The sequence below is a fragment of the Streptococcus oralis genome (genome assembly GCF_023611505.1).
Taxonomy (GTDB): Bacteria; Bacillota; Bacilli; order Lactobacillales; family Streptococcaceae; genus Streptococcus; species Streptococcus oralis_CT.
The window spans coordinates 880,615-899,963 of record NZ_CP097843.1; the positions used below are offsets into that span (position 1 = coordinate 880,615).

The window sequence follows — 19,349 nt, forward strand, 5'->3', positions numbered from 1 at the left end:
TGATTTCTTTATGTTGAAAAAATTTTCAGAAAATTACAAATAATACTTGAAATTTTACTAGAAAAGTGTAGAATAGAACACATAGTTTGAATAGTATAAAGGAGAAACACATGACAGTTGCAATTGATTGGGAAAACCTTGGATTTTCTTATATGAAATTACCTTACCGTTATATCGCTCACTACAAGAATGGTCAATGGGATCAAGGAGAATTGACAGAGGATGCGACCTTGCATATTTCAGAGTCTTCTCCAAGTCTTCACTATGGACAGCAAGCATTTGAAGGTTTGAAGGCCTATCGTACTAAGGATGGTAGTATTCAACTTTTCCGTCCTGATGAAAATGCCAAGCGTCTGCAACGTACCTGCGACCGTCTCTTGATGCCACAAGTTCCGACAGAAATGTTTGTGGAAGCTTGTAAAGCGGTTGTTCGTGCCAATGAAGATTATGTACCACCATACGGAACGGGTGGAACCCTCTATCTCCGTCCGCTTTTGATTGGTGTTGGAGACATCATTGGAGTAAAACCAGCAGAAGAGTATATTTTCACCATCTTTGCTATGCCAGTTGGCAACTACTTCAAAGGTGGCTTGGTTCCAACTAACTTCTTGATTCAGGATGAATATGACCGTGCAGCGCCAAATGGTACAGGTGCGGCTAAGGTTGGTGGGAACTATGCTGCCAGTCTTCTACCAGGTAAAATGGCAAAATCACGTAATTTTTCAGATGTTATCTACCTAGATCCAGCTACCCACACCAAGATTGAGGAAGTCGGATCAGCCAACTTCTTTGGAATCACGGCTGACAATGAATTTGTTACACCACTTAGTCCATCAATCTTGCCATCTATTACCAAGTACTCCTTGCTTTACTTAGCTGAACACCGCTTAGGCTTGACACCAATCGAAGGTGATGTTCCGATTGACAATTTGGATCGTTTTGTAGAGGCAGGTGCTTGTGGAACAGCAGCAGTTATCTCACCAATAGGGGGAATCCAACACGGTGACGATTTCCATGTTTTCTATAGTGAAACAGAAGTAGGTCCTGTTACACGTAAACTCTATGATGAATTGACTGGTATCCAATTCGGTGATGTTGAAGCACCTGAAGGATGGATTGTCAAAGTAGACTAAACGACACAAAGTAAAGAGAAACTCCATAGCAGTTATAATGGCTGAAATGGAGTTTTTTCTTGCTAGTTTGAGCATTTTCCTGTACAATAGAAAAAGTGAAAAGAGGTAAAGTATGAGTAAAAAAGATAAGAAAATTGAAATTCAATTAACAGATGCAAAAGTGACTGTTGGAAAAGACAGTTATGAAGGTTACGTTTTGACGATCGGGAAAAAGGTCATTGGTGAAATTGCCGAATTAGATAGTCAATTTGCCATCATAAAGAATGGAAATGTCGATAGTTTTTATAAAAAACTTGAAAAAGCTGTGGAAATTTTGATTGAAAACTATAATTTGACAAAATAATACTTGTTTTATTGAAAATTTCATGATATAATAGTTCTCGTTAAACATTGGAGAGATAGCGAAGAGGCTAAACGCGGCGGACTGTAAATCCGCTCCTTCGGGTTCGGGGGTTCGAATCCCTCTCTCTCCATTCATCATTGGGGTATAGCCAAGCGGTAAGGCAAGGGACTTTGACTCCCTCATGCGTTGGTTCGAATCCAGCTACCCCAGTTCTTAGGTAATAAATTCAAGATAAAAAGAAAAATATCTTAGGGTATTTTATTTTTATAATTGAAAGGCGTGAACGATGTGAACATGTCTTTGCGGGTGCTTAGGAAAAAAATTATAAGTATGTCAAGTTTGGAAAGACTTGATTGTTGGAGGATTTTTTAGATGAACGAATTTGAAGATTTGCTAAATAGCGTTAGCCAAGTTGAGCCTGGTGATGTTGTTAGTGCTGAAGTATTGACAGTTGATGCGACTCAAGCTAACGTTGCAATCTCTGGGACTGGTGTTGAAGGTGTCTTGACTCTTCGCGAATTGACAAACGATCGCGATGCAGATATCAATGACTTTGTGAAAGTAGGAGAAGTATTAGATGTTCTTGTACTTCGTCAAGTAGTTGGTAAAGATACTGATACAGTTACATACCTTGTATCTAAAAAACGCCTTGAAGCTCGCAAAGCATGGGACAAACTTGTAGGACGCGAAGAAGAAGTTGTTACTGTTAAAGGAACTCGTGCCGTTAAAGGTGGACTTTCAGTAGAATTTGAAGGTGTTCGCGGATTCATCCCAGCTTCAATGTTGGATACTCGTTTTGTACGTAACACTGAGCGTTTCGTAGGTCAAGAATTTGATGCTAAAATCAAAGAAGTTGATCCTAAAGAAAACCGCTTCATCCTTTCACGTCGTGAAGTTGTTGAAGCAGCTACTGCAGCAGCTCGTGCTGAAGTATTCAGTAAATTAGCTGTTGGTGATGTCGTAACTGGTAAAGTTGCTCGTATCACAAGCTTTGGTGCTTTCATCGACCTTGGTGGTGTTGACGGATTGGTTCACTTGACTGAATTGTCACACGAACGTAACGTTTCACCTAAATCAGTTGTAACTGTTGGTGAAGAAATCGAAGTGAAGATCCTTGATCTTAACGAAGAAGAAGGACGCGTATCACTTTCACTTAAAGCAACAACACCTGGACCATGGGATGGCGTTGAGCAAAAATTGGCTAAAGGTGATGTAGTAGAAGGGACAGTTAAACGTTTGACTGACTTCGGTGCATTTGTTGAAGTGTTGCCAGGTATTGATGGACTTGTTCACGTATCACAAATTTCACACAAACGTATCGAAAATCCAAAAGAAGCTCTTACTGTTGGTCAAGAAGTTACTGTTAAAGTCCTTGATGTTAACGCTGATGCAGAACGTGTATCACTTTCTATCAAAGCTCTTGAAGAGCGTCCAGCTCAAGAAGAAGGACAAAAAGAAGAAAAACGTGCTGCTCGTCCACGTCGTCCAAAACGTCAAGAAAAACGTGATTTCGAACTTCCAGAAACGCAAACAGGATTCTCAATGGCTGACTTGTTCGGTGATATCGAACTTTAATCAAATTGATAATCACAAAATCCTTTGTTTAAAACAAGGGATTTTTCTTTTGTCTCTTTCCCATTTTTGATATAATAGTTCTATGTTAGATTCAGAAAAACGATCACAATATCAAATGTTAAATGAGGAACTCTCTTACTTACTAGAAGGTGAGACCAATGTTCTTGCCAATCTTTCAAATGCTAGTACCCTCCTAAAATCTCGCTTTCCGAATACTGTATTTGCAGGTTTTTACCTGTTTGATGGTAGCGAGTTGGTTTTAGGGCCTTTTCAGGGCGGCGTTTCGTGCATTCGCATCCCGCTTGGAAAAGGCGTGTGTGGAGAAGCTGCTGAGTTTCAGGAGACTGTTTTAGTTGGCGATGTGAGTACCTATCCAAACTACATTTCTTGCGATAGTATGGCAAAGAGTGAAATCGTAGTTCCCATGCTCAAGAATGGTCGATTGCTAGGTGTTTTAGATCTGGATTCTTCACTTATCGATGATTACAATGCCATTGACCGTGATTACTTGGAACAATTTGTCGCTATTTTGCTTGAGAAGACAGAATGGGACTTTACAATGTTTGAGGAGAAAGCCTAATGTATCAAGCACTTTATCGAAAATATAGAAGTCAGACTTTTTCACAATTGGTCGGACAAGAGGTTGTGGCGAAAACTCTAAGACAAGCGGTTGAGCAGGAAAAGATTAGTCATGCTTATCTTTTCTCAGGTCCTCGTGGAACTGGGAAAACCAGTGTAGCCAAGATTTTTGCCAAGGCTATGAACTGTCCGAACCAAGTGGACGGAGAACCGTGTAATAACTGCTATATCTGTCAGGCTGTGACAGAAGGTAGCCTAGAAGATGTTATCGAAATGGATGCAGCTTCGAATAACGGAGTCGATGAAATCCGTGAAATTCGTGACAAATCTACCTATGCACCTAGCTTAGCACGTTACAAGGTCTATATTATTGACGAGGTCCATATGCTGTCTACGGGAGCCTTCAATGCGCTTTTGAAGACTCTTGAGGAGCCAACTCAGAATGTTGTCTTTATCTTGGCGACCACTGAATTGCATAAGATTCCTGCAACCATTTTATCGCGTGTTCAACGTTTTGAGTTCAAATCGATTAAAACTCAAGATATCAAGGAGCATATTTATCATATTCTAGAAAAAGAAAATATCAGTTCTGAACCGGAGGCTGTGGAAATCATTGCCAGACGAGCTGAAGGTGGAATGCGGGATGCCTTGTCCATTCTGGATCAAGCTTTGAGTTTAACACAGGGAAACGAGCTCACGACTGCTATCTCTGAGGAGATTACAGGCACCATTAGTTTATCAGCACTAGATGACTATGTAGCTGCCTTGTCTCAGCAGGATGTTCCAAAAGCACTTGATTCTTTGAATCTTTTATTTGAGAATGGCAAGAGCATGACTCGTTTTGTGACGGATCTCTTGCAGTATTTGCGTGATTTACTGGTCGTGCAGACGGGTGGCGAAAATACTCATCATAGTCCAGTTTTTATGGACAATCTAGCTTTATCTCAGGAAAGTCTCTTTGAAATGATTCGAATGGCGACTGTGAGCTTGGCAGATATGAAAGCAAGCCTGCAACCTAAGATTTATGCTGAGATGATGACCATTCGTTTAGCTGAGATTAAGCCTGAACCAGTGCTTTCAGAAGCTGTCGAAGGTGAAATAGCTGCACTGAGACAGGAAGTCGCTCGTCTCAAACAAGAACTTGCCAATGTTGAAACGGCTCCTAAACAAGTGGTGCCAGTTCCTAGCCGTCCAGCCACTTCCAAGACAGTCTATCGAGTGGATCGCAACAAAGTTCAGACTATCCTGCAAGAAGCTGTCGAAAATCCTGATTTGGCACGGCAAAACTTGATTCGCCTCCAAAATGCATGGGGAGAAGTGATTGAAAGCTTAGCTGGTCCGGATAAGGCTCTGCTCGTTGGTTCTCAACCAGTTGCGGCAAACGAACACCATGCTATTTTAGCCTTTGAGTCTAATTTCAATGCTGGTCAAACCATGAAAAGAGATAATCTCAATACTATGTTTGGCAACATCCTCAGTCAGGCAGCAGGTTTTTCACCTGAAATCTTAGCCATTTCCCTAGAGGAATGGAAAGAGGTTCGAGCGGCCTTTTCAGCTAAAGCTAAATCTTCTCAAGTTGAAAAAGAAGCAGAAGACAGTCTGATTCCAGAAGGATTTGAATTTTTGGCTGATAAAGTGAAGGTAGAGGAAGACTAAAGAAAGATTTCATGATACAATAAGTTTATGAATAGACAACAATTTATTATGATAGCGTTATTTACGGCTGCTGAGACTTATTTTTTCAATGAGGCCTGGATGACTGGTCGCTATATTATGGCAGCCTTTTGGGCGATTCTACTCTTTCGAAATTTTAGGTTAAGTTACGTGATGGGAAAAATTGTAAACACCATTGATCAGCACCTAAACCGCAAGGACTAGCTCCCAGCTTCTAGACAAAATCAAAGCCTTTTAGGCTTTTTTTTGTTATACTAGTAGAGTATATTTATGGATCTTTTCTTGTGTTTTTTAGAGAAATGTAAGTGATTTCTCTAATGATAAAGGAAGTAGGTCAGAAAAAGAAAGGAATTATCATGTCAGTATTAGAGATCAAAGATCTTCACGTTGAGATTGAAGGAAAAGAAGTTTTAAAAGGAGTCAATCTGACTCTGAAAACAGGAGAAATTGCGGCCATTATGGGACCAAATGGTACGGGTAAATCAACTCTTTCAGCAGCTATTATGGGTAACCCTAACTATGAAGTTACTAAAGGTGAGGTCTTGTTTGATGGTGTAAATATCCTTGAGTTGGAAGTGGACGAGCGTGCGCGTATGGGACTTTTCCTGGCTATGCAGTACCCATCAGAAATCCCTGGAATTACTAACGCAGAGTTTCTTCGTGCAGCCATGAATGCTGGTAAAGAAGATGATGAAAAGATTTCAGTTCGTGAGTTTATCACTAAACTAGACGAGAAAATGGAATTGCTTAACATGAAAGAAGAAATGGCAGAGCGTTACCTTAACGAAGGTTTCTCTGGTGGTGAGAAAAAACGTAATGAAATTCTTCAACTCTTGATGTTGGAACCTACATTTGCCCTTTTGGATGAGATTGACTCAGGTCTTGATATTGATGCCCTTAAAGTCGTATCGAAAGGTGTGAATGCTATGCGTGGTGAAGGCTTTGGTGCTATGATCATCACTCACTACCAACGTCTTTTGAACTACATCACACCAGACGTGGTACACGTGATGATGGAAGGTCGTGTTGTCCTTTCTGGTGGTCCAGAATTGGCTGCGCGTCTAGAACGTGAAGGATACGCAAAACTAGCTGAAGAACTTGGCTACGACTACAAGGAAGAATTGTAATTCCCTCGTATCTTTTAGGAGAAGTAAATGACTAAAGAAACTATTAAACTTTTTTCAGAAACGCACGCTGAACCAAGCTGGTTGTCAGACCTCCGTCAAAAAGCTTTTGATAAGATTGAAAGTTTGGAATTACCAGTCATTGAGCGTGTCAAATTTCACCGTTGGAATCTGGGGGATGGAACCATCATAGAAAGTGAGCCTTCAGCAAATGTTCCAGATTTCACTGCACTAGATAATCACTTGAAATTGGTACAAGTTGGAACGCAAACTGTTTTTGAACAAACACCAGTTGAATTGGCTGAACAGGGTGTTATCTTCACAGACTTCCATTCAGCTTTAGAAGAAATTCCAGAGCTTATTGAGGAATTCTTCATGTCATCTGTTAAGTATGATGACGACAAGTTGGCGGCCTACCATACAGCTTACTTTAACAGTGGTGCTGTTCTCTACATCCCTGATAATGTTGAGATTAAAGAGCCAATCGAAGGGATTTTCTACCAAGACAGCGACAGCGACGTGCCATTTAACAAGCATATCCTTATCATTGCTGGTAAAAACTCTAAAATAAGCTATCTTGAACGTCTAGAGTCACGAGGTGGAGGCAGTGCAAAAGCAACTGCCAATATCACAGTTGAAGTGATTGCTCGTTCTGGTGCGCAAGTGAAGTTTGCTGCCATTGACCGTCTAGGTGAAAATGTCACTGCCTACATTAGCCGTCGTGGTAAACTAGGCAACGATGCAAGCATTGACTGGGCAATCGGTGTCATGAACGAAGGAAATGTTGTTGCTGACTTTGATAGCGACTTGATTGGGAATGGTAGCCATGCTGACCTTAAAGCCGTAGCTCTTTCAAGTGGTCGTCAGGTACAAGGGATTGATACGCGAGTGACTAACTACGGATGCAATTCTATCGGAAATATCCTCCAACATGGGGTTATCCTTGAAAAAGCAACTTTGACCTTCAATGGTATCGGTCACATCATCAAGGGCGCTAAGGGAGCGGATGCGCAACAAGAAAGCCGTGTTCTCATGCTTTCAGACCAGGCTCGTTCAGATGCTAACCCAATTCTTTTGATTGACGAAAATGACGTTACTGCAGGACACGCGGCCTCTATCGGTCAGGTGGATCCAGAAGACATGTACTATCTCATGAGCCGTGGCTTGGATAAAGCAACTGCAGAACGTTTGGTTGTCCGCGGTTTCCTTGGATCTGTAATCGTAGAGATTCCAGTCAAGGAAGTTCGTGACGAAATGATTGCAACTATCGAAGAAAAATTGTCAAAACGCTAAGGGGAAGCCTATGTTAGATGTAGAAGCGATTCGCAAGGATTTTCCAATTTTGGACCAGATTGTCAACGATGAACCTCTGGTCTATCTGGACAATGCTGCGACGACACAAAAACCACTAGCAGTTCTTGAAACGATTAACCGCTACTATGAGAAAGACAATGCCAACGTTCACCGTGGTGTTCATACCTTGGCTGAGCGAGCAACAGCTTCTTATGAAGCTGCTCGTGAAACCATTCGTAAGTTTATCAATGCAGGCTCTACAAAGGAAGTTCTCTTTACCAGAGGAACGACAACCAGTCTTAACTGGGTGGCACGCTTTGCTGAGGAAATTTTGACTGAGGGAGACCAGGTCTTGATTTCTATCATGGAACACCATTCTAATATTATTCCTTGGCAGGAAGCCTGCCGTAAGACTGGAGCAGAGCTTGTCTATGTTTATCTCAAGGACGGTGCCTTGGATATGGATGACTTGCGAGCTAAATTGACTGATAAGGTTAAATTTGTCTCCCTAGCTCATGCTTCAAATGTTCTTGGTGTGGTCAATCCTATCAAAGAAATCACCCAATTAGCCCACCAAGTTGGAGCTATCATGGTGGTGGATGGTGCTCAATCTACGCCTCATATGAAGATTGATGTCCAGGACTTGGATGTGGACTTCTTTGCCTTTTCGGGTCACAAGATGGCTGGCCCGACAGGTATCGGTGTTCTGTACGGAAAAGAGAAGTATTTAGAACAAATGTCACCCCTTGAATTTGGTGGTGAGATGATTGATTTCGTCTACGAGCAATCTGCTAGCTGGAAGGAATTGCCTTGGAAATTTGAGGCTGGAACGCCAAATATGGCAGGGGCTATCGGACTTGCTGCTGCAGTGGATTATCTTGAAAATCTTGGTATGGATGCGATTGAAGCTCATGAACAAGAATTGATCGCGTACGTCTTTCCAAAACTACAGGCCATTGAAGGTTTGACCATTTATGGTTCTCAGGACTTGGCTCAACGTTCAGGTGTCATTGCCTTTAACTTAGGGGAGCTTCATCCTCACGACCTTGCGACGGCTCTGGATTATGAAGGAGTGGCTGTTCGTGCAGGTCACCACTGTGCGCAACCCTTGCTTCAGTATTTGGAAGTTCCAGCAACAGCTCGTGCAAGTTTTTATATCTACAACACCAAGGCAGATTGCGACAAGTTGGTCGATGCCTTACAAAAGACAAAGGAGTTTTTCAATGGCACTTTCTAAACTAGATAGCCTTTATATGGCAGTGGTAGCGGACCATTCGAAAAATCCCCATCACCAAGGGAAGTTGGATGATGCTGAGCAAATCAGTCTCAATAATCCAACCTGTGGGGATGTCATCAACCTCTCTGTCAAGTTTGACGCAGAGGACCGTTTGGAAGATATTGCTTTTCTAAATTCAGGATGCACGATTTCAACTGCCTCTGCTAGCATGATGACAGATGCAGTTTTAGGGAAGACCAAGCAAGAAATTCTAGAACTTGCAACCATCTTTTCTGAAATGGTTCAAGGTCAAAAGGATGACCGTCAAGACCAACTTGGAGACGCGGCATTCTTATCAGGTATTGCCAAATTCCCGCAACGGATTAAGTGTGCAACTCTAGCTTGGAATGCACTTAAGAAAACAATTGAAAATCAAGAAAAACAGTAAGGCAAGTTTCTTTTGTCTTATAAATCAGTAAAAATGAAGAATGAAAGAAAGGATATTATGGCTGAAGAAAGAGTAGAACCAAAACCAATTGATCTTGGTGAATATAAATTTGGTTTCCATGATGATGTAGAGCCTGTCCTATCGACAGGAAAAGGACTCAACGAAGGTGTTATTCGTGAATTATCTGCTGCCAAGGGTGAGCCAGAGTGGATGTTGGAATTCCGTTTGAAGTCTTATGAAACCTTCAAGAAAATGCCCATGCAAACTTGGGGAGCGGACTTGTCAGAGATTGACTTTGATGACTTGATCTATTACCAAAAACCATCTGATAAACCTGCCCGTTCTTGGGATGATGTACCTGAAAAGATCAAAGAAACCTTTGAACGTATCGGTATTCCAGAAGCTGAACGTGCTTATCTAGCAGGAGCCTCTGCTCAGTACGAGTCTGAAGTGGTTTACCATAACATGAAAGAAGAATTCGAGAAGTTGGGCATTATCTTTACAGATACAGATTCTGCCCTCAAAGAATACCCAGACTTGTTTAAACAGTACTTTGCGAAGTTGGTACCGCCGACTGATAACAAGTTGGCAGCCCTCAACTCGGCAGTGTGGTCTGGTGGAACCTTTATCTACGTACCAAAAGGGGTCAAGGTAGATATTCCGCTTCAAACTTACTTCCGTATCAACAACGAAAATACAGGTCAGTTCGAACGTACCTTGATTATCGTTGATGAGGGAGCAAGCGTCCACTACGTAGAAGGATGTACAGCACCAACATATTCAAGCAATAGCTTGCACGCTGCCATTGTAGAAATTTTTGCTTTGGACGGAGCTTATATGCGTTATACAACTATCCAAAACTGGTCTGATAATGTTTATAACTTGGTAACAAAACGTGCCAAAGCCTTGAAAGATGCGACTGTTGAATGGATTGATGGAAACTTAGGTGCCAAAACAACCATGAAATACCCATCTGTTTACCTAGATGGAGAAGGTGCGCGTGGAACCATGCTCTCCATCGCCTTTGCTAATGCAGGGCAACACCAAGATACGGGTGCCAAGATGATCCACAACGCTCCACATACAAGCTCGTCTATCGTGTCTAAATCCATCGCTAAAGGTGGAGGAAAGGTGGACTACCGTGGACAAGTAACCTTCAACAAGAACTCTAAGAAATCTGTTTCTCACATTGAGTGTGATACCATTATCATGGATGATTTATCAGCGTCAGATACTATTCCATTTAATGAAATTCACAACTCGCAAGTTGCTTTGGAACACGAAGCCAAGGTATCTAAGATTTCAGAAGAACAACTCTATTACCTCATGAGCCGTGGTTTGTCAGAATCTGAGGCAACCGAGATGATTGTCATGGGATTTGTAGAGCCCTTCACAAAAGAACTTCCAATGGAATACGCAGTTGAGCTGAACCGCTTGATTAGCTATGAAATGGAAGGTTCAGTCGGATAAGAATATGCAAAATCTGAACAGGAATCCTTTCTGTTCAGAATTTTTTTCAAAAAAGAACCTAATAAATATTCACAAAAATGCTTTTATATGGTAAAATAAAACAATTACATTTAGTGGAGATGGAGTATGAATATTTTTAGAACCAAGGATGTTAGTCTGAGACAGACAGAGATGCGTCGCCATTTGAAATTGTGGGATTTGATTCTATTGGGAATCGGTGCTATGGTAGGGACGGGGATTTTCACCATTACAGGGACAGCAGCGGCTACTCTAGCTGGTCCCTCACTAGTGATTTCCATTGTGATTTCTGCCTTATGTGTTTCTTTATCAGCTCTCTTTTTTGCAGAATTTGCCTCTCGTGTACCCGCAACTGGGGGTGCTTATAGTTATCTCTATGCGATTTTGGGAGAATTGCCAGCCTGGATTGCTGGCTGGTTGACCATCATGGAATTCATGACTGCCGTATCTGGTGTGGCGTCTGGCTGGGCGGCTTATTTTAAGGGCTTACTCAGTGATTATGGTATCTCCATGCCCCAAACCTTGAATGGCACCTTCAACCCTGAACAAGGTACCTATATCGATCTTTTACCTATTTTAGTGCTGACCTTGGTAACAGGATTGGTTTTATTAAATTCCAAGGCAGCCTTACGCTTTAATTCGCTTCTAGTAATCTTGAAATTCTCTGCTCTAGCCTTATTTATCCTAGTTGGTATTTGGTACATCAAACCTGAAAATTGGTCGAATTTTGCTCCTTTTGGCTTTGGCCAGATTTATGGAGGAAGCACTGGGATTATGGCAGGTGCATCGTTGATGTTTTTTGGGTTTCTCGGATTTGAGTCTATTTCCATGGCAGTTGATGAAATCCAAAGCCCACAAAAAAATATTCCTCGTGGAATTGTACTTTCTCTGACAATCGTCACCATTCTCTATGCCTTGGTAACCTTAGTATTGACAGGGATTGTTCACTACAGTAAGCTCAATGTGGACGATGCAGTAGCATTTTCATTACGGAGTATTGGTATCGGTTGGGCAGCTAACTATGTTTCGCTTGTAGCCATTCTAACCCTGATAACGGTATGTATTTCCATGACTTATGCTTTGTCTCGAATGATATATAGCTTAGCACGTGATGGACTTTTACCACAAAGTTTCAAACAACTAAGCAAGACCAGTCGCGTTCCTAAAAATGCGACCCTCTTAACAGGAGTTGTTTCAGCCCTTGCTGCCGGAGTGTTTCCTCTAGCCAGTATTGCTGCCTTTTTAAATATCTGTACGCTAGCTTATCTCATTTTGCTAGCCTACGGGATAATAAAACTCAGAAAGGATAAGGGGATGCCAAAAGAGGGAGAGTTTAAAACTCCCTTGGTGCCACTTTTGCCAATCCTTTCCATCCTTATCTGTGTTTCCTTTATGCTTCAATATAGTCTAGATACCTGGATTGCCTTTGGCATTGCTCTTGTAGTTGGTCTAGTCATCTACTTTACTTATGGTTATCATCATTCAACCCTCACAGAAGAAAAATAAAAGCTGGGAATTCCCAGCTTTTTTAATCTTTCACATAAGTAAATCCTTCACCCAGAATTTCATGAGCCTCAGTGATGGTTATAAAGGCTTGAGGGTCGATTTTGTGAATCATATCTTTCATTTTTACGATTTCGTTTCGACCGACGATACAGTAGATAATTTTTAAATCCCTTTTGCTGTAGTATCCTTGACCAGATATAAAGGTAACGCCACGGCCAAGCTCCTCATTAATCTTATCAGCCAGTTGGTCAGGATATTGAGTAATGATGATAAATCCTTTGCCAGCGTAACCCCCTTCGCCAATAAGGTCAATAACGCGAGCGATGATAAAGTCAAACAAGAGGGTATAGGTAACTAGACGAAGATCCTGGAAGATAATCAAAATCAACATTAGGATAAAAAAGTCAATCCCAAAGAGCAATTTCCCAATCGAAATATTGGTGTATTTGTTGAGGATACGGGCAACGATATCAGAACCACCAGTGGTTCCACCAGCATTAAAGATAATTCCTAAACCAACCCCCAGTAAGACTCCTGAGACCAAAGCGACAATGATGAGATCCCCTTGCAAGTCGATGTGCAAAGGAATACGCTCAAAAATTGCTAGCCAAACGGAAAGTGAAATAGATCCTAAAAGACTGGAGTAGAGGGTCTTAGGTCCAAATATTTTCCAAGCCAGGATAAATAAAGGGATATTAATCAAGAGATTCATCAATGAGACAGGGATTTTAAAAAGATAGTAGGTAATCAAGGTGATACCTGTCGCCCCTCCCTCAAATAGATGATAAGGAACAACAAAGTAGGTGAGACCAAAGGCATAGATAGCTGCTCCAAATATAATCGTAATAATCGGTTGAACTTTTCGAATCATAGCTGTTCCTCGCTTTTCTATAGATAGATTATACCAAAAATTCAGTTTTTTTAATTGGATTACTTATGATTTTTTATCATTTTTTTGATATAATAAGAGTGAAAAATCCCAATCCTATTGAGAAGAATAGAAAGATTGAACTTATGACACAAGTAAAAATTGTAACGGACTCTTCTGTTACTATCGAACCAGAAGTAGTTAAAGAATTAAATATCACTATTGTCCCCTTATCAGTTATGATTGATGGCGTACTCTACTCAGATGCTGATCTAAAAGAGGGGGAATTCCTTCATCTCATGCAACAAAGCAAGAATCTCCCTAAAACGAGTCAACCTCCAGTAGGAGTGTTTGCTGAAGTCTTTGAAGAGCTGGGAAAAGATGGCAGTCAGGTTGTTGCTATTCATATGTCTCATGCCTTGTCTGGAACGGTTGAAGCTGCTCGCCAAGGCGCAAGTCTCTCAAGTTCTGATGTGACTGTTATTGATAGTTCCTTCACAGATCAGGCTATGAAGTTTCAAGTTGTTGAAGCTGCAAAACTTGCTAAAGAGGGTAAAGATTTAGAAACTATTCTAGCACATATAGAAGAAGTGAAGAATCACACAGAGCTTTATATCGGTGTTTCGACTCTAGAAAACCTAGTGAAAGGTGGGCGTATTGGACGTGTGACGGGACTATTAAGCTCACTATTAAATATTCGTGTAGTGATGCAGATGAAAAACCACGAACTCCAACCAATCGTCAAAGGGCGTGGTGCGAAAACTTTCAAAAAATGGCTTGAAGAGTTAACGGTGGCCCTTACTCATAAATCAGTTGCAGAAATTGGAATTTCCTATGCTGGAACGAATGAATGGGCAAATGAGATGAAGAGTTTATTGCAAGCCTATGTTGAGAAACCAATCTCTGTACTGGAAACTGGCTCTATTATTCAAACTCATACTGGAGAGAATGCTTGGGCAATTCTAATCCGCTATAATTCCTAAAAAAATAGAGAAAAATGTTTGAAATGGTGTTTTTGACTTGACCTATGGGCAATTTTAGGATATGATTATATTTGTTAATCAGAAATTATTTGGAGGATTTGTTAACATGGCAAACAAACAAGATTTGATCGCTAAAGTGGCAGAAGCTACAGACTTAACTAAGAAAGATTCAGCAGCAGCAGTTGATGCTGTATTTGCAGCAGTAACTGAATACCTTGCAGCTGGTGAAAAAGTTCAATTGATTGGTTTTGGTAACTTTGAAGTTCGTGAACGTGCTGCACGTAAAGGTCGCAACCCACAAACTGGTAAAGAAATCGAAATCGCAGCTTCTAAAGTTCCAGCATTCAAAGCTGGTAAAGCTCTTAAAGACGCTGTTAAATAATGAATTTAGAAAAAGCCTATTGTATCAAGCTTTCTAGCTTGGTCAATAGGCTTTTTTTGTTGCTTTGGGGCATTTTGGGGGCAAAGACGAATACTTTTTCGTGATAGCTACCACTGTTGATTTCATTTCTTTAGTTATATATAAATTTAGGTATTTTTTCAATCGAGTATTTGATATAATATATAACTTCTGAGATAAGTAGTCTCTTGAAAAATAGGGTTTAAGCCTTTACAGCAAAAGAAAAAAGGTTCCCATATTTGAGAACCTTCTTTTCATTAGTTTTTAGAAGCTGCTTGGAATTCAGGGTTTTTCCATGCTTCATCAATGATAGCTTGCAATTCTTTGGCAGATGCTTGCATTTTTTGAGTTTCAGCATCGTTCAATGGGATGTTTACTGGACGAACGATACCGTGTGCACCAACAACAGCTGGTTGACCGATAAAGACGTTTTTAACACCGTATTGACCTTCTTGGAAGACTGAAAGTGGAAGTACTGCATTTTCGTCATCAAGGATTGCTTTTGTGATACGAGCAAGTGCTACTGCGATACCGTAGTAGGTAGCTCCTTTTTTGTTAATGATTGTGTAAGCAGCGTCACGAACACCTTCGAACAATTCAATCAATTCAGCTTCTTGAACGTTTTGAGTATCTTTAAGGAATTCTTCAAGGTTTACACCAGCGATATTTGCATGTGACCAAACCGCAAATTCAGAATCTCCGTGTTCACCCATGATGTAGGCGTGAACGGAACGAGCATCAACATCCAATTTTTCAGCAAGTGCTTGACGGAAACGTGCTGAGTCAAGTGAAGTACCTGAACCGATAACACGTTCTTTAGGGAATCCAGAGAATTTCCAAGTTGAGTAAGTCAAAACGTCAACTGGGTTAGCTGCAACAAGGAAGATACCATCGAAACCTGATTCAACAACTTGTGTTACGATTGATTTGTTGATAGCCAAGTTTTTACCTACAAGGTCAAGGCGAGTTTCACCTGGTTTTTGAGGAGCACCTGCAGTGATAACAACAAGGTCAGCGTCTGCACAGTCAGAGTATTGAGCAGCGTAGATTTTTTTAGGTGAAGTGAAGGCAAGGGCGTGGCTAAGGTCAAGCGCATCACCAACAGCTTTTTCGTGCAATTGTGGAATTTCGATAATTCCAAGCTCTTGTGCAATTCCTTGGTTAACAAGTGCGAAAGCGTAAGATGAACCTACGGCACCGTCACCAACAAGGATCACTTTTTTGTGTTGTTTAGTTGAAGTCATTATCTAAACATCTCCTTCATTTTTTTTTTAGGGGAATCCCCAGACACTTTCATTCTATCACTTTTAAAAAGCTTTGTCACGAATATTCTATTCGGTTATCGATGTAAACGTTTTAGTGGTTTTCAAAGACTGAAATGAAGGACAAATTATGGTATAATATATCTAATTACTAATAGTGAAATGAGGCATTTATTAATGCAGGATAGAAATTTAGTGAATGTCAATCTGACAAAGGAGATGAAGACCAGTTTTATCGATTACGCCATGAGTGTTATCGTTGCGCGGGCTCTTCCTGATGTTCGAGATGGCTTGAAGCCGGTTCACCGCCGTATTCTTTACGGAATGAATGAACTAGGTGTTACACCAGACAAACCTCATAAAAAATCAGCCCGTATTACAGGGGATGTTATGGGTAAATACCACCCACACGGAGATTCATCTATTTATGAAGCCATGGTTCGTATGGCTCAGTGGTGGAGCTACCGTTACATGCTTGTCGATGGACATGGAAACTTTGGTTCTATGGATGGTGACGGTGCGGCTGCCCAGCGTTATACCGAGGCTCGTATGAGCAAGATTGCTCTGGAAATGCTTCGTGATATCAATAAAAACACAGTTGATTTTGCTGACAACTATGATGGCAATGAGCGGGAGCCTTTAGTCTTGCCTGCACGTTTTCCAAACCTTTTGGTAAATGGGGCAACTGGTATCGCTGTTGGGATGGCAACTAATATCCCACCTCACAACTTGGGTGAAACCATTGATGCGGTGAAGTTGGTCATGGACAATCCTGAAGTAACTACTAGGGATTTGATGGAAGTTTTACCCGGTCCAGATTTTCCAACTGGAGCCCTTGTCATGGGGAAATCAGGAATTCATAAGGCATATGAGACTGGTAAAGGTTCCATTGTCCTTCGTTCTCGTACAGAGATTGAAACCACTAAGACGGGTCGTGAGCGCATCGTGGTAACAGAATTTCCTTATATGGTCAATAAAACCAAGGTGCATGAACATATTGTTCGCTTGGTTCAGGAAAAACGCCTTGAGGGCATTACAGCCGTACGTGATGAGTCCAACCGTGAAGGCGTTCGCTTTGTAATCGAGGTTAAACGCGACGCGTCTGCCAACGTTATCCTTAACAACCTCTTCAAGATGACCCAGATGCAAACCAACTTTGGTTTCAACATGTTGGCGATTCAAAATGGCGTGCCAAAAATCTTGTCCCTTCGTCAAATTTTGGACGCTTATATCAAGCACCAAAAGGAAGTAGTTGTTCGTCGTACCCGTTTTGACAAGGAAAAAGCGGAAGCGCGTGCGCACATTTTAGAAGGGCTTTTAATTGCACTTGACCATATCGACGAAGTAATCCGTATCATTCGTGCCAGCGAAACCGATGCGGAAGCGCAAGCTGAGTTGATGAGCAAGTTTAAGCTTTCAGAGCGTCAAAGCCAAGCTATCCTTGATATGCGTCTTCGTCGTTTGACAGGATTGGAACGCGATAAGATTCAGTCTGAATATGATGAATTGATTGCCTTGATTGCAGACTTGGCCGATATTCTTGCTAAACCAGAACGTGTGGCACAAATCATAAAAGATGAATTGGACGAAGTAAAACGTAAATTTGGTGACAAGCGTCGTACCGAGTTAATGGTCGGAGAAGTCTTAACTCTTGAAGATGAAGATTTGATTGAAGAGACGGATGTCTTGATTACTCTCTCTAACAAGGGCTACATCAAACGTTTGGACCAAGGTGAATTCACTGCTCAAAAACGTGGTGGTCGCGGAGTCCAAGGTACGGGAGTTAAGGATGATGACTTTGTGCGTGAGTTGGTTTCAACCAGCACCCATGATCATTTGCTCTTCTTTACCAATAAAGGTCGTGTATACCGACTAAAAGGTTATGAAATTCCTGAATACGGTCGCACAGCCAAGGGATTGCCGGTTGTCAATCTTTTGAAGCTGGATGAAGGGGAGAGCATACAAACCATCATTAATGTTAAATCTGAACGTAGTGATGACGCCTATCTCTTCTTCACAACCCGTCACGGTATCGTGAAACGAACCAGTGTTAAAGAATTTGCTAATATCCGTCAAAATGGACTTAAAGCCTTGAATCTCAAGGATGAAGATGAACTGATTAATGTCTTGCTGACAGAAGAAGATACAGATATCATCATTGGTACTAAGTTTGGTTATGCCGTTCGCTTTAATCAATCAGCCGTTCGTGGTATGAGCCGTATCGCGACAGGTGTCCGAGGTGTTAACCTCCGTGATGGAGACACTGTAGTTGGTGCTAGTGTCATCACTGACCAGGACGAGGTCCTTATCATCACTGAAAAAGGATATGGGAAACGTACTCTTGCAACTGAATATCCAACAAAAGGTCGTGGTGGTAAAGGGATGAAGACAGCCAATGTTGCTGAGAAGAATGGCCCTCTTGCAGGTCTCCTCACTATTAAAGGAGATGAAGACCTGATGATTATCACGGATACAGGTGTCATGATTCGAACAAACGTTGCCAATATTTCACAAACAGGACGCTCAACTATGGGAGTTAAGGTGATGCGTCTAGACCAGGATGCCAAGATTGTGACCTTTACAACGGTTGATGCGGTAGAAAAAGAAGAAGTTGGGACTGAAAACGAAACAGAAGGTAAAGCATAATGTCTCATAAAAAAACGAAAAGTAAGAAGAATAAGCGTAGGAATCTATTTCTCAATATTTTAGCGGTTTTCTTAATTCTTTTATCCTTAGCTTTGATTTTTAATTCAAAGATTCGAGATCTCTTTATGGTGTGGAACACCAATAAATACCAAGTCAATCAGGTTACTAAAGAAAATATAGATGAAAATCTCAAAACAGAAGGAAATTTTGATTTTGATTCGGTTAAATCTATCTCATCTGAAGCAGTTCTAGCCGCTCAGTGGGACGCTCAGAAGCTTCCTGTTATTGGAGGAATTGCTATTCCCGAAGTGGAGATTAACTTGCCAATTTTCAAAGGGTTGGATAATGTAAACTTGTTCTATGGAGCAGGAACCATGAAACCAGACCAAAAAATGGGAGAGGGCAACTATTCTCTAGCGAGTCACCATATCTTTACTGCTGAAAATGCCAGTCAAATGCTCTTCTCACCTTTAGTTAACGCTAAAGCGGGTATGAAAATTTACCTGACCGATAAGGATAAGGTTTATACTTATGAGATTACGGAAGTTAAACACGTTACTCCGGACCGAGTAGATGAAATCGAAGATCGTGATGGCGTAAAGGAGATTACTTTGGTTACCTGTGTTGATTATAATGCGACTGAGCGTATAATTGTTAAGGGGATTTTTAAAGAATCAAAAGCTTATTCAGAGACTTCTGAGGATATTTTGAAGGCCTTTAATCAACCGTATAGACAACGTTATTAACCTCAAAAACCAGTGAATTGTATTTTTCACTGGTTTTTGTCAAATAGAACCGTCGGTCAAAGGAG

Annotated in this window: 18 protein-coding genes and 2 tRNA genes; 18 read left to right on the plus strand and 2 right to left on the minus strand. The window is 41.2% G+C overall.

The annotated features are described in order from the left end of the window. Nucleotides 1-95: 95 nt before the first annotated feature. The 14 genes from M9H69_RS04600 (at nucleotide 96) to M9H69_RS04665 (ending at nucleotide 12,379) form a co-directional block, all read left to right on the plus strand. Nucleotides 96-1,133, plus strand: a complete 1,038-nt coding sequence (locus tag M9H69_RS04600) for a branched-chain amino acid aminotransferase (RefSeq protein ID WP_284453904.1) — start codon at nucleotides 96-98, stop codon at nucleotides 1,131-1,133. Nucleotides 1,134-1,245: 112 nt separating this feature from the next. Then, nucleotides 1,246-1,476: a DUF2969 domain-containing protein gene (locus M9H69_RS04605; RefSeq protein ID WP_000037107.1), complete on the plus strand. Its 231-nt coding sequence runs from the start codon at nucleotides 1,246-1,248 to the stop codon at nucleotides 1,474-1,476. A gap of 49 nt (nucleotides 1,477-1,525) precedes the next feature. Then, nucleotides 1,526-1,606 (plus strand) — tRNA-Tyr (locus M9H69_RS04610). 8 nt (nucleotides 1,607-1,614) lie between these two features. Continuing rightward, nucleotides 1,615-1,686 (plus strand) — tRNA-Gln (locus M9H69_RS04615). 162 nt (nucleotides 1,687-1,848) lie between these two features. After that, nucleotides 1,849-3,051: a 30S ribosomal protein S1 gene (gene rpsA / locus M9H69_RS04620; protein ID WP_033584854.1), complete on the plus strand. Its 1,203-nt coding sequence runs from the start codon at nucleotides 1,849-1,851 to the stop codon at nucleotides 3,049-3,051. An 82-nt stretch (nucleotides 3,052-3,133) separates the two neighbouring features. Then, nucleotides 3,134-3,631, plus strand: a complete 498-nt coding sequence (locus M9H69_RS04625; protein ID WP_250316049.1) for a GAF domain-containing protein — start codon at nucleotides 3,134-3,136, stop codon at nucleotides 3,629-3,631. Next, the gene (gene dnaX / locus M9H69_RS04630; RefSeq protein ID WP_250316050.1) at nucleotides 3,631-5,286 is read left to right on the plus strand and encodes a DNA polymerase III subunit gamma/tau; all 1,656 of its coding nucleotides are present in this window, start codon (nucleotides 3,631-3,633) and stop codon (nucleotides 5,284-5,286) included. The genes M9H69_RS04625 and dnaX overlap by 1 nt, the downstream gene beginning before the upstream one ends. Nucleotides 5,287-5,313: 27 nt before the next feature. Further along, complete coding sequence (locus M9H69_RS04635) at nucleotides 5,314-5,508, plus strand: DUF3272 family protein (RefSeq protein WP_001081612.1); 195 nt, start codon at nucleotides 5,314-5,316, stop codon at nucleotides 5,506-5,508. Nucleotides 5,509-5,660: 152 nt separating this feature from the next. Further along, nucleotides 5,661-6,431 (plus strand): Fe-S cluster assembly ATPase SufC, encoded by a 771-nt coding sequence (sufC, locus tag M9H69_RS04640; RefSeq protein WP_250316051.1) that lies wholly within the window; start codon nucleotides 5,661-5,663, stop codon nucleotides 6,429-6,431. A 27-nt stretch (nucleotides 6,432-6,458) separates the two neighbouring features. Further along, nucleotides 6,459-7,721: a Fe-S cluster assembly protein SufD gene (gene sufD, locus M9H69_RS04645; protein ID WP_084911645.1), complete on the plus strand. Its 1,263-nt coding sequence runs from the start codon at nucleotides 6,459-6,461 to the stop codon at nucleotides 7,719-7,721. Between the two features lie 10 nt (nucleotides 7,722-7,731). After that, nucleotides 7,732-8,958: a cysteine desulfurase gene (locus tag M9H69_RS04650; protein WP_250316052.1), complete on the plus strand. Its 1,227-nt coding sequence runs from the start codon at nucleotides 7,732-7,734 to the stop codon at nucleotides 8,956-8,958. Next, nucleotides 8,945-9,385, plus strand: a complete 441-nt coding sequence (gene sufU / locus M9H69_RS04655) for a Fe-S cluster assembly sulfur transfer protein SufU (protein WP_250316053.1) — start codon at nucleotides 8,945-8,947, stop codon at nucleotides 9,383-9,385. Before M9H69_RS04650 ends, sufU begins: the two co-directional genes overlap by 14 nt. A gap of 57 nt (nucleotides 9,386-9,442) precedes the next feature. After that, a complete protein-coding gene (sufB, locus tag M9H69_RS04660; protein WP_000797062.1) occupies nucleotides 9,443-10,855 on the plus strand; it encodes a Fe-S cluster assembly protein SufB in 1,413 nt (470 codons plus the stop codon). Between the two features lie 126 nt (nucleotides 10,856-10,981). Next, nucleotides 10,982-12,379: an APC family permease gene (locus M9H69_RS04665; protein WP_250316054.1), complete on the plus strand. Its 1,398-nt coding sequence runs from the start codon at nucleotides 10,982-10,984 to the stop codon at nucleotides 12,377-12,379. A gap of 22 nt (nucleotides 12,380-12,401) precedes the next feature. Here the strand turns inward: M9H69_RS04665 and M9H69_RS04670 are convergent, their stop codons facing one another. After that, the gene (locus tag M9H69_RS04670) at nucleotides 12,402-13,250 is read right to left on the minus strand and encodes a YitT family protein (RefSeq protein ID WP_007522135.1); all 849 of its coding nucleotides are present in this window, start codon (nucleotides 13,248-13,250) and stop codon (nucleotides 12,402-12,404) included. Between the two features lie 143 nt (nucleotides 13,251-13,393). Here M9H69_RS04670 and M9H69_RS04675 point away from each other — a divergent pair, with 143 nt between their 5' ends. Together M9H69_RS04675 and M9H69_RS04680 are read left to right on the plus strand one after the other, a co-directional pair. Then, the gene (locus M9H69_RS04675) at nucleotides 13,394-14,230 is read left to right on the plus strand and encodes a DegV family protein (protein ID WP_000195447.1); all 837 of its coding nucleotides are present in this window, start codon (nucleotides 13,394-13,396) and stop codon (nucleotides 14,228-14,230) included. Nucleotides 14,231-14,336: 106 nt separating this feature from the next. Next, nucleotides 14,337-14,612: an HU family DNA-binding protein gene (locus M9H69_RS04680; RefSeq protein WP_001284630.1), complete on the plus strand. Its 276-nt coding sequence runs from the start codon at nucleotides 14,337-14,339 to the stop codon at nucleotides 14,610-14,612. A gap of 275 nt (nucleotides 14,613-14,887) precedes the next feature. On the opposite strand, the gene M9H69_RS04685 is transcribed toward M9H69_RS04680, so the two are convergent. Continuing rightward, complete coding sequence (locus M9H69_RS04685) at nucleotides 14,888-15,874, minus strand: L-lactate dehydrogenase (protein ID WP_000204722.1); 987 nt, start codon at nucleotides 15,872-15,874, stop codon at nucleotides 14,888-14,890. 195 nt (nucleotides 15,875-16,069) lie between these two features. Here M9H69_RS04685 and gyrA point away from each other — a divergent pair, with 195 nt between their 5' ends. Both gyrA and M9H69_RS04695 read left to right on the plus strand, forming a co-directional pair. Next, complete coding sequence (gene gyrA, locus M9H69_RS04690; RefSeq protein WP_250316055.1) at nucleotides 16,070-18,538, plus strand: DNA gyrase subunit A; 2,469 nt, start codon at nucleotides 16,070-16,072, stop codon at nucleotides 18,536-18,538. Further along, nucleotides 18,538-19,284: a class A sortase gene (locus M9H69_RS04695; RefSeq protein ID WP_000018513.1), complete on the plus strand. Its 747-nt coding sequence runs from the start codon at nucleotides 18,538-18,540 to the stop codon at nucleotides 19,282-19,284. Before gyrA ends, M9H69_RS04695 begins: the two co-directional genes overlap by 1 nt. Nucleotides 19,285-19,349 lie beyond the last annotated feature (65 nt).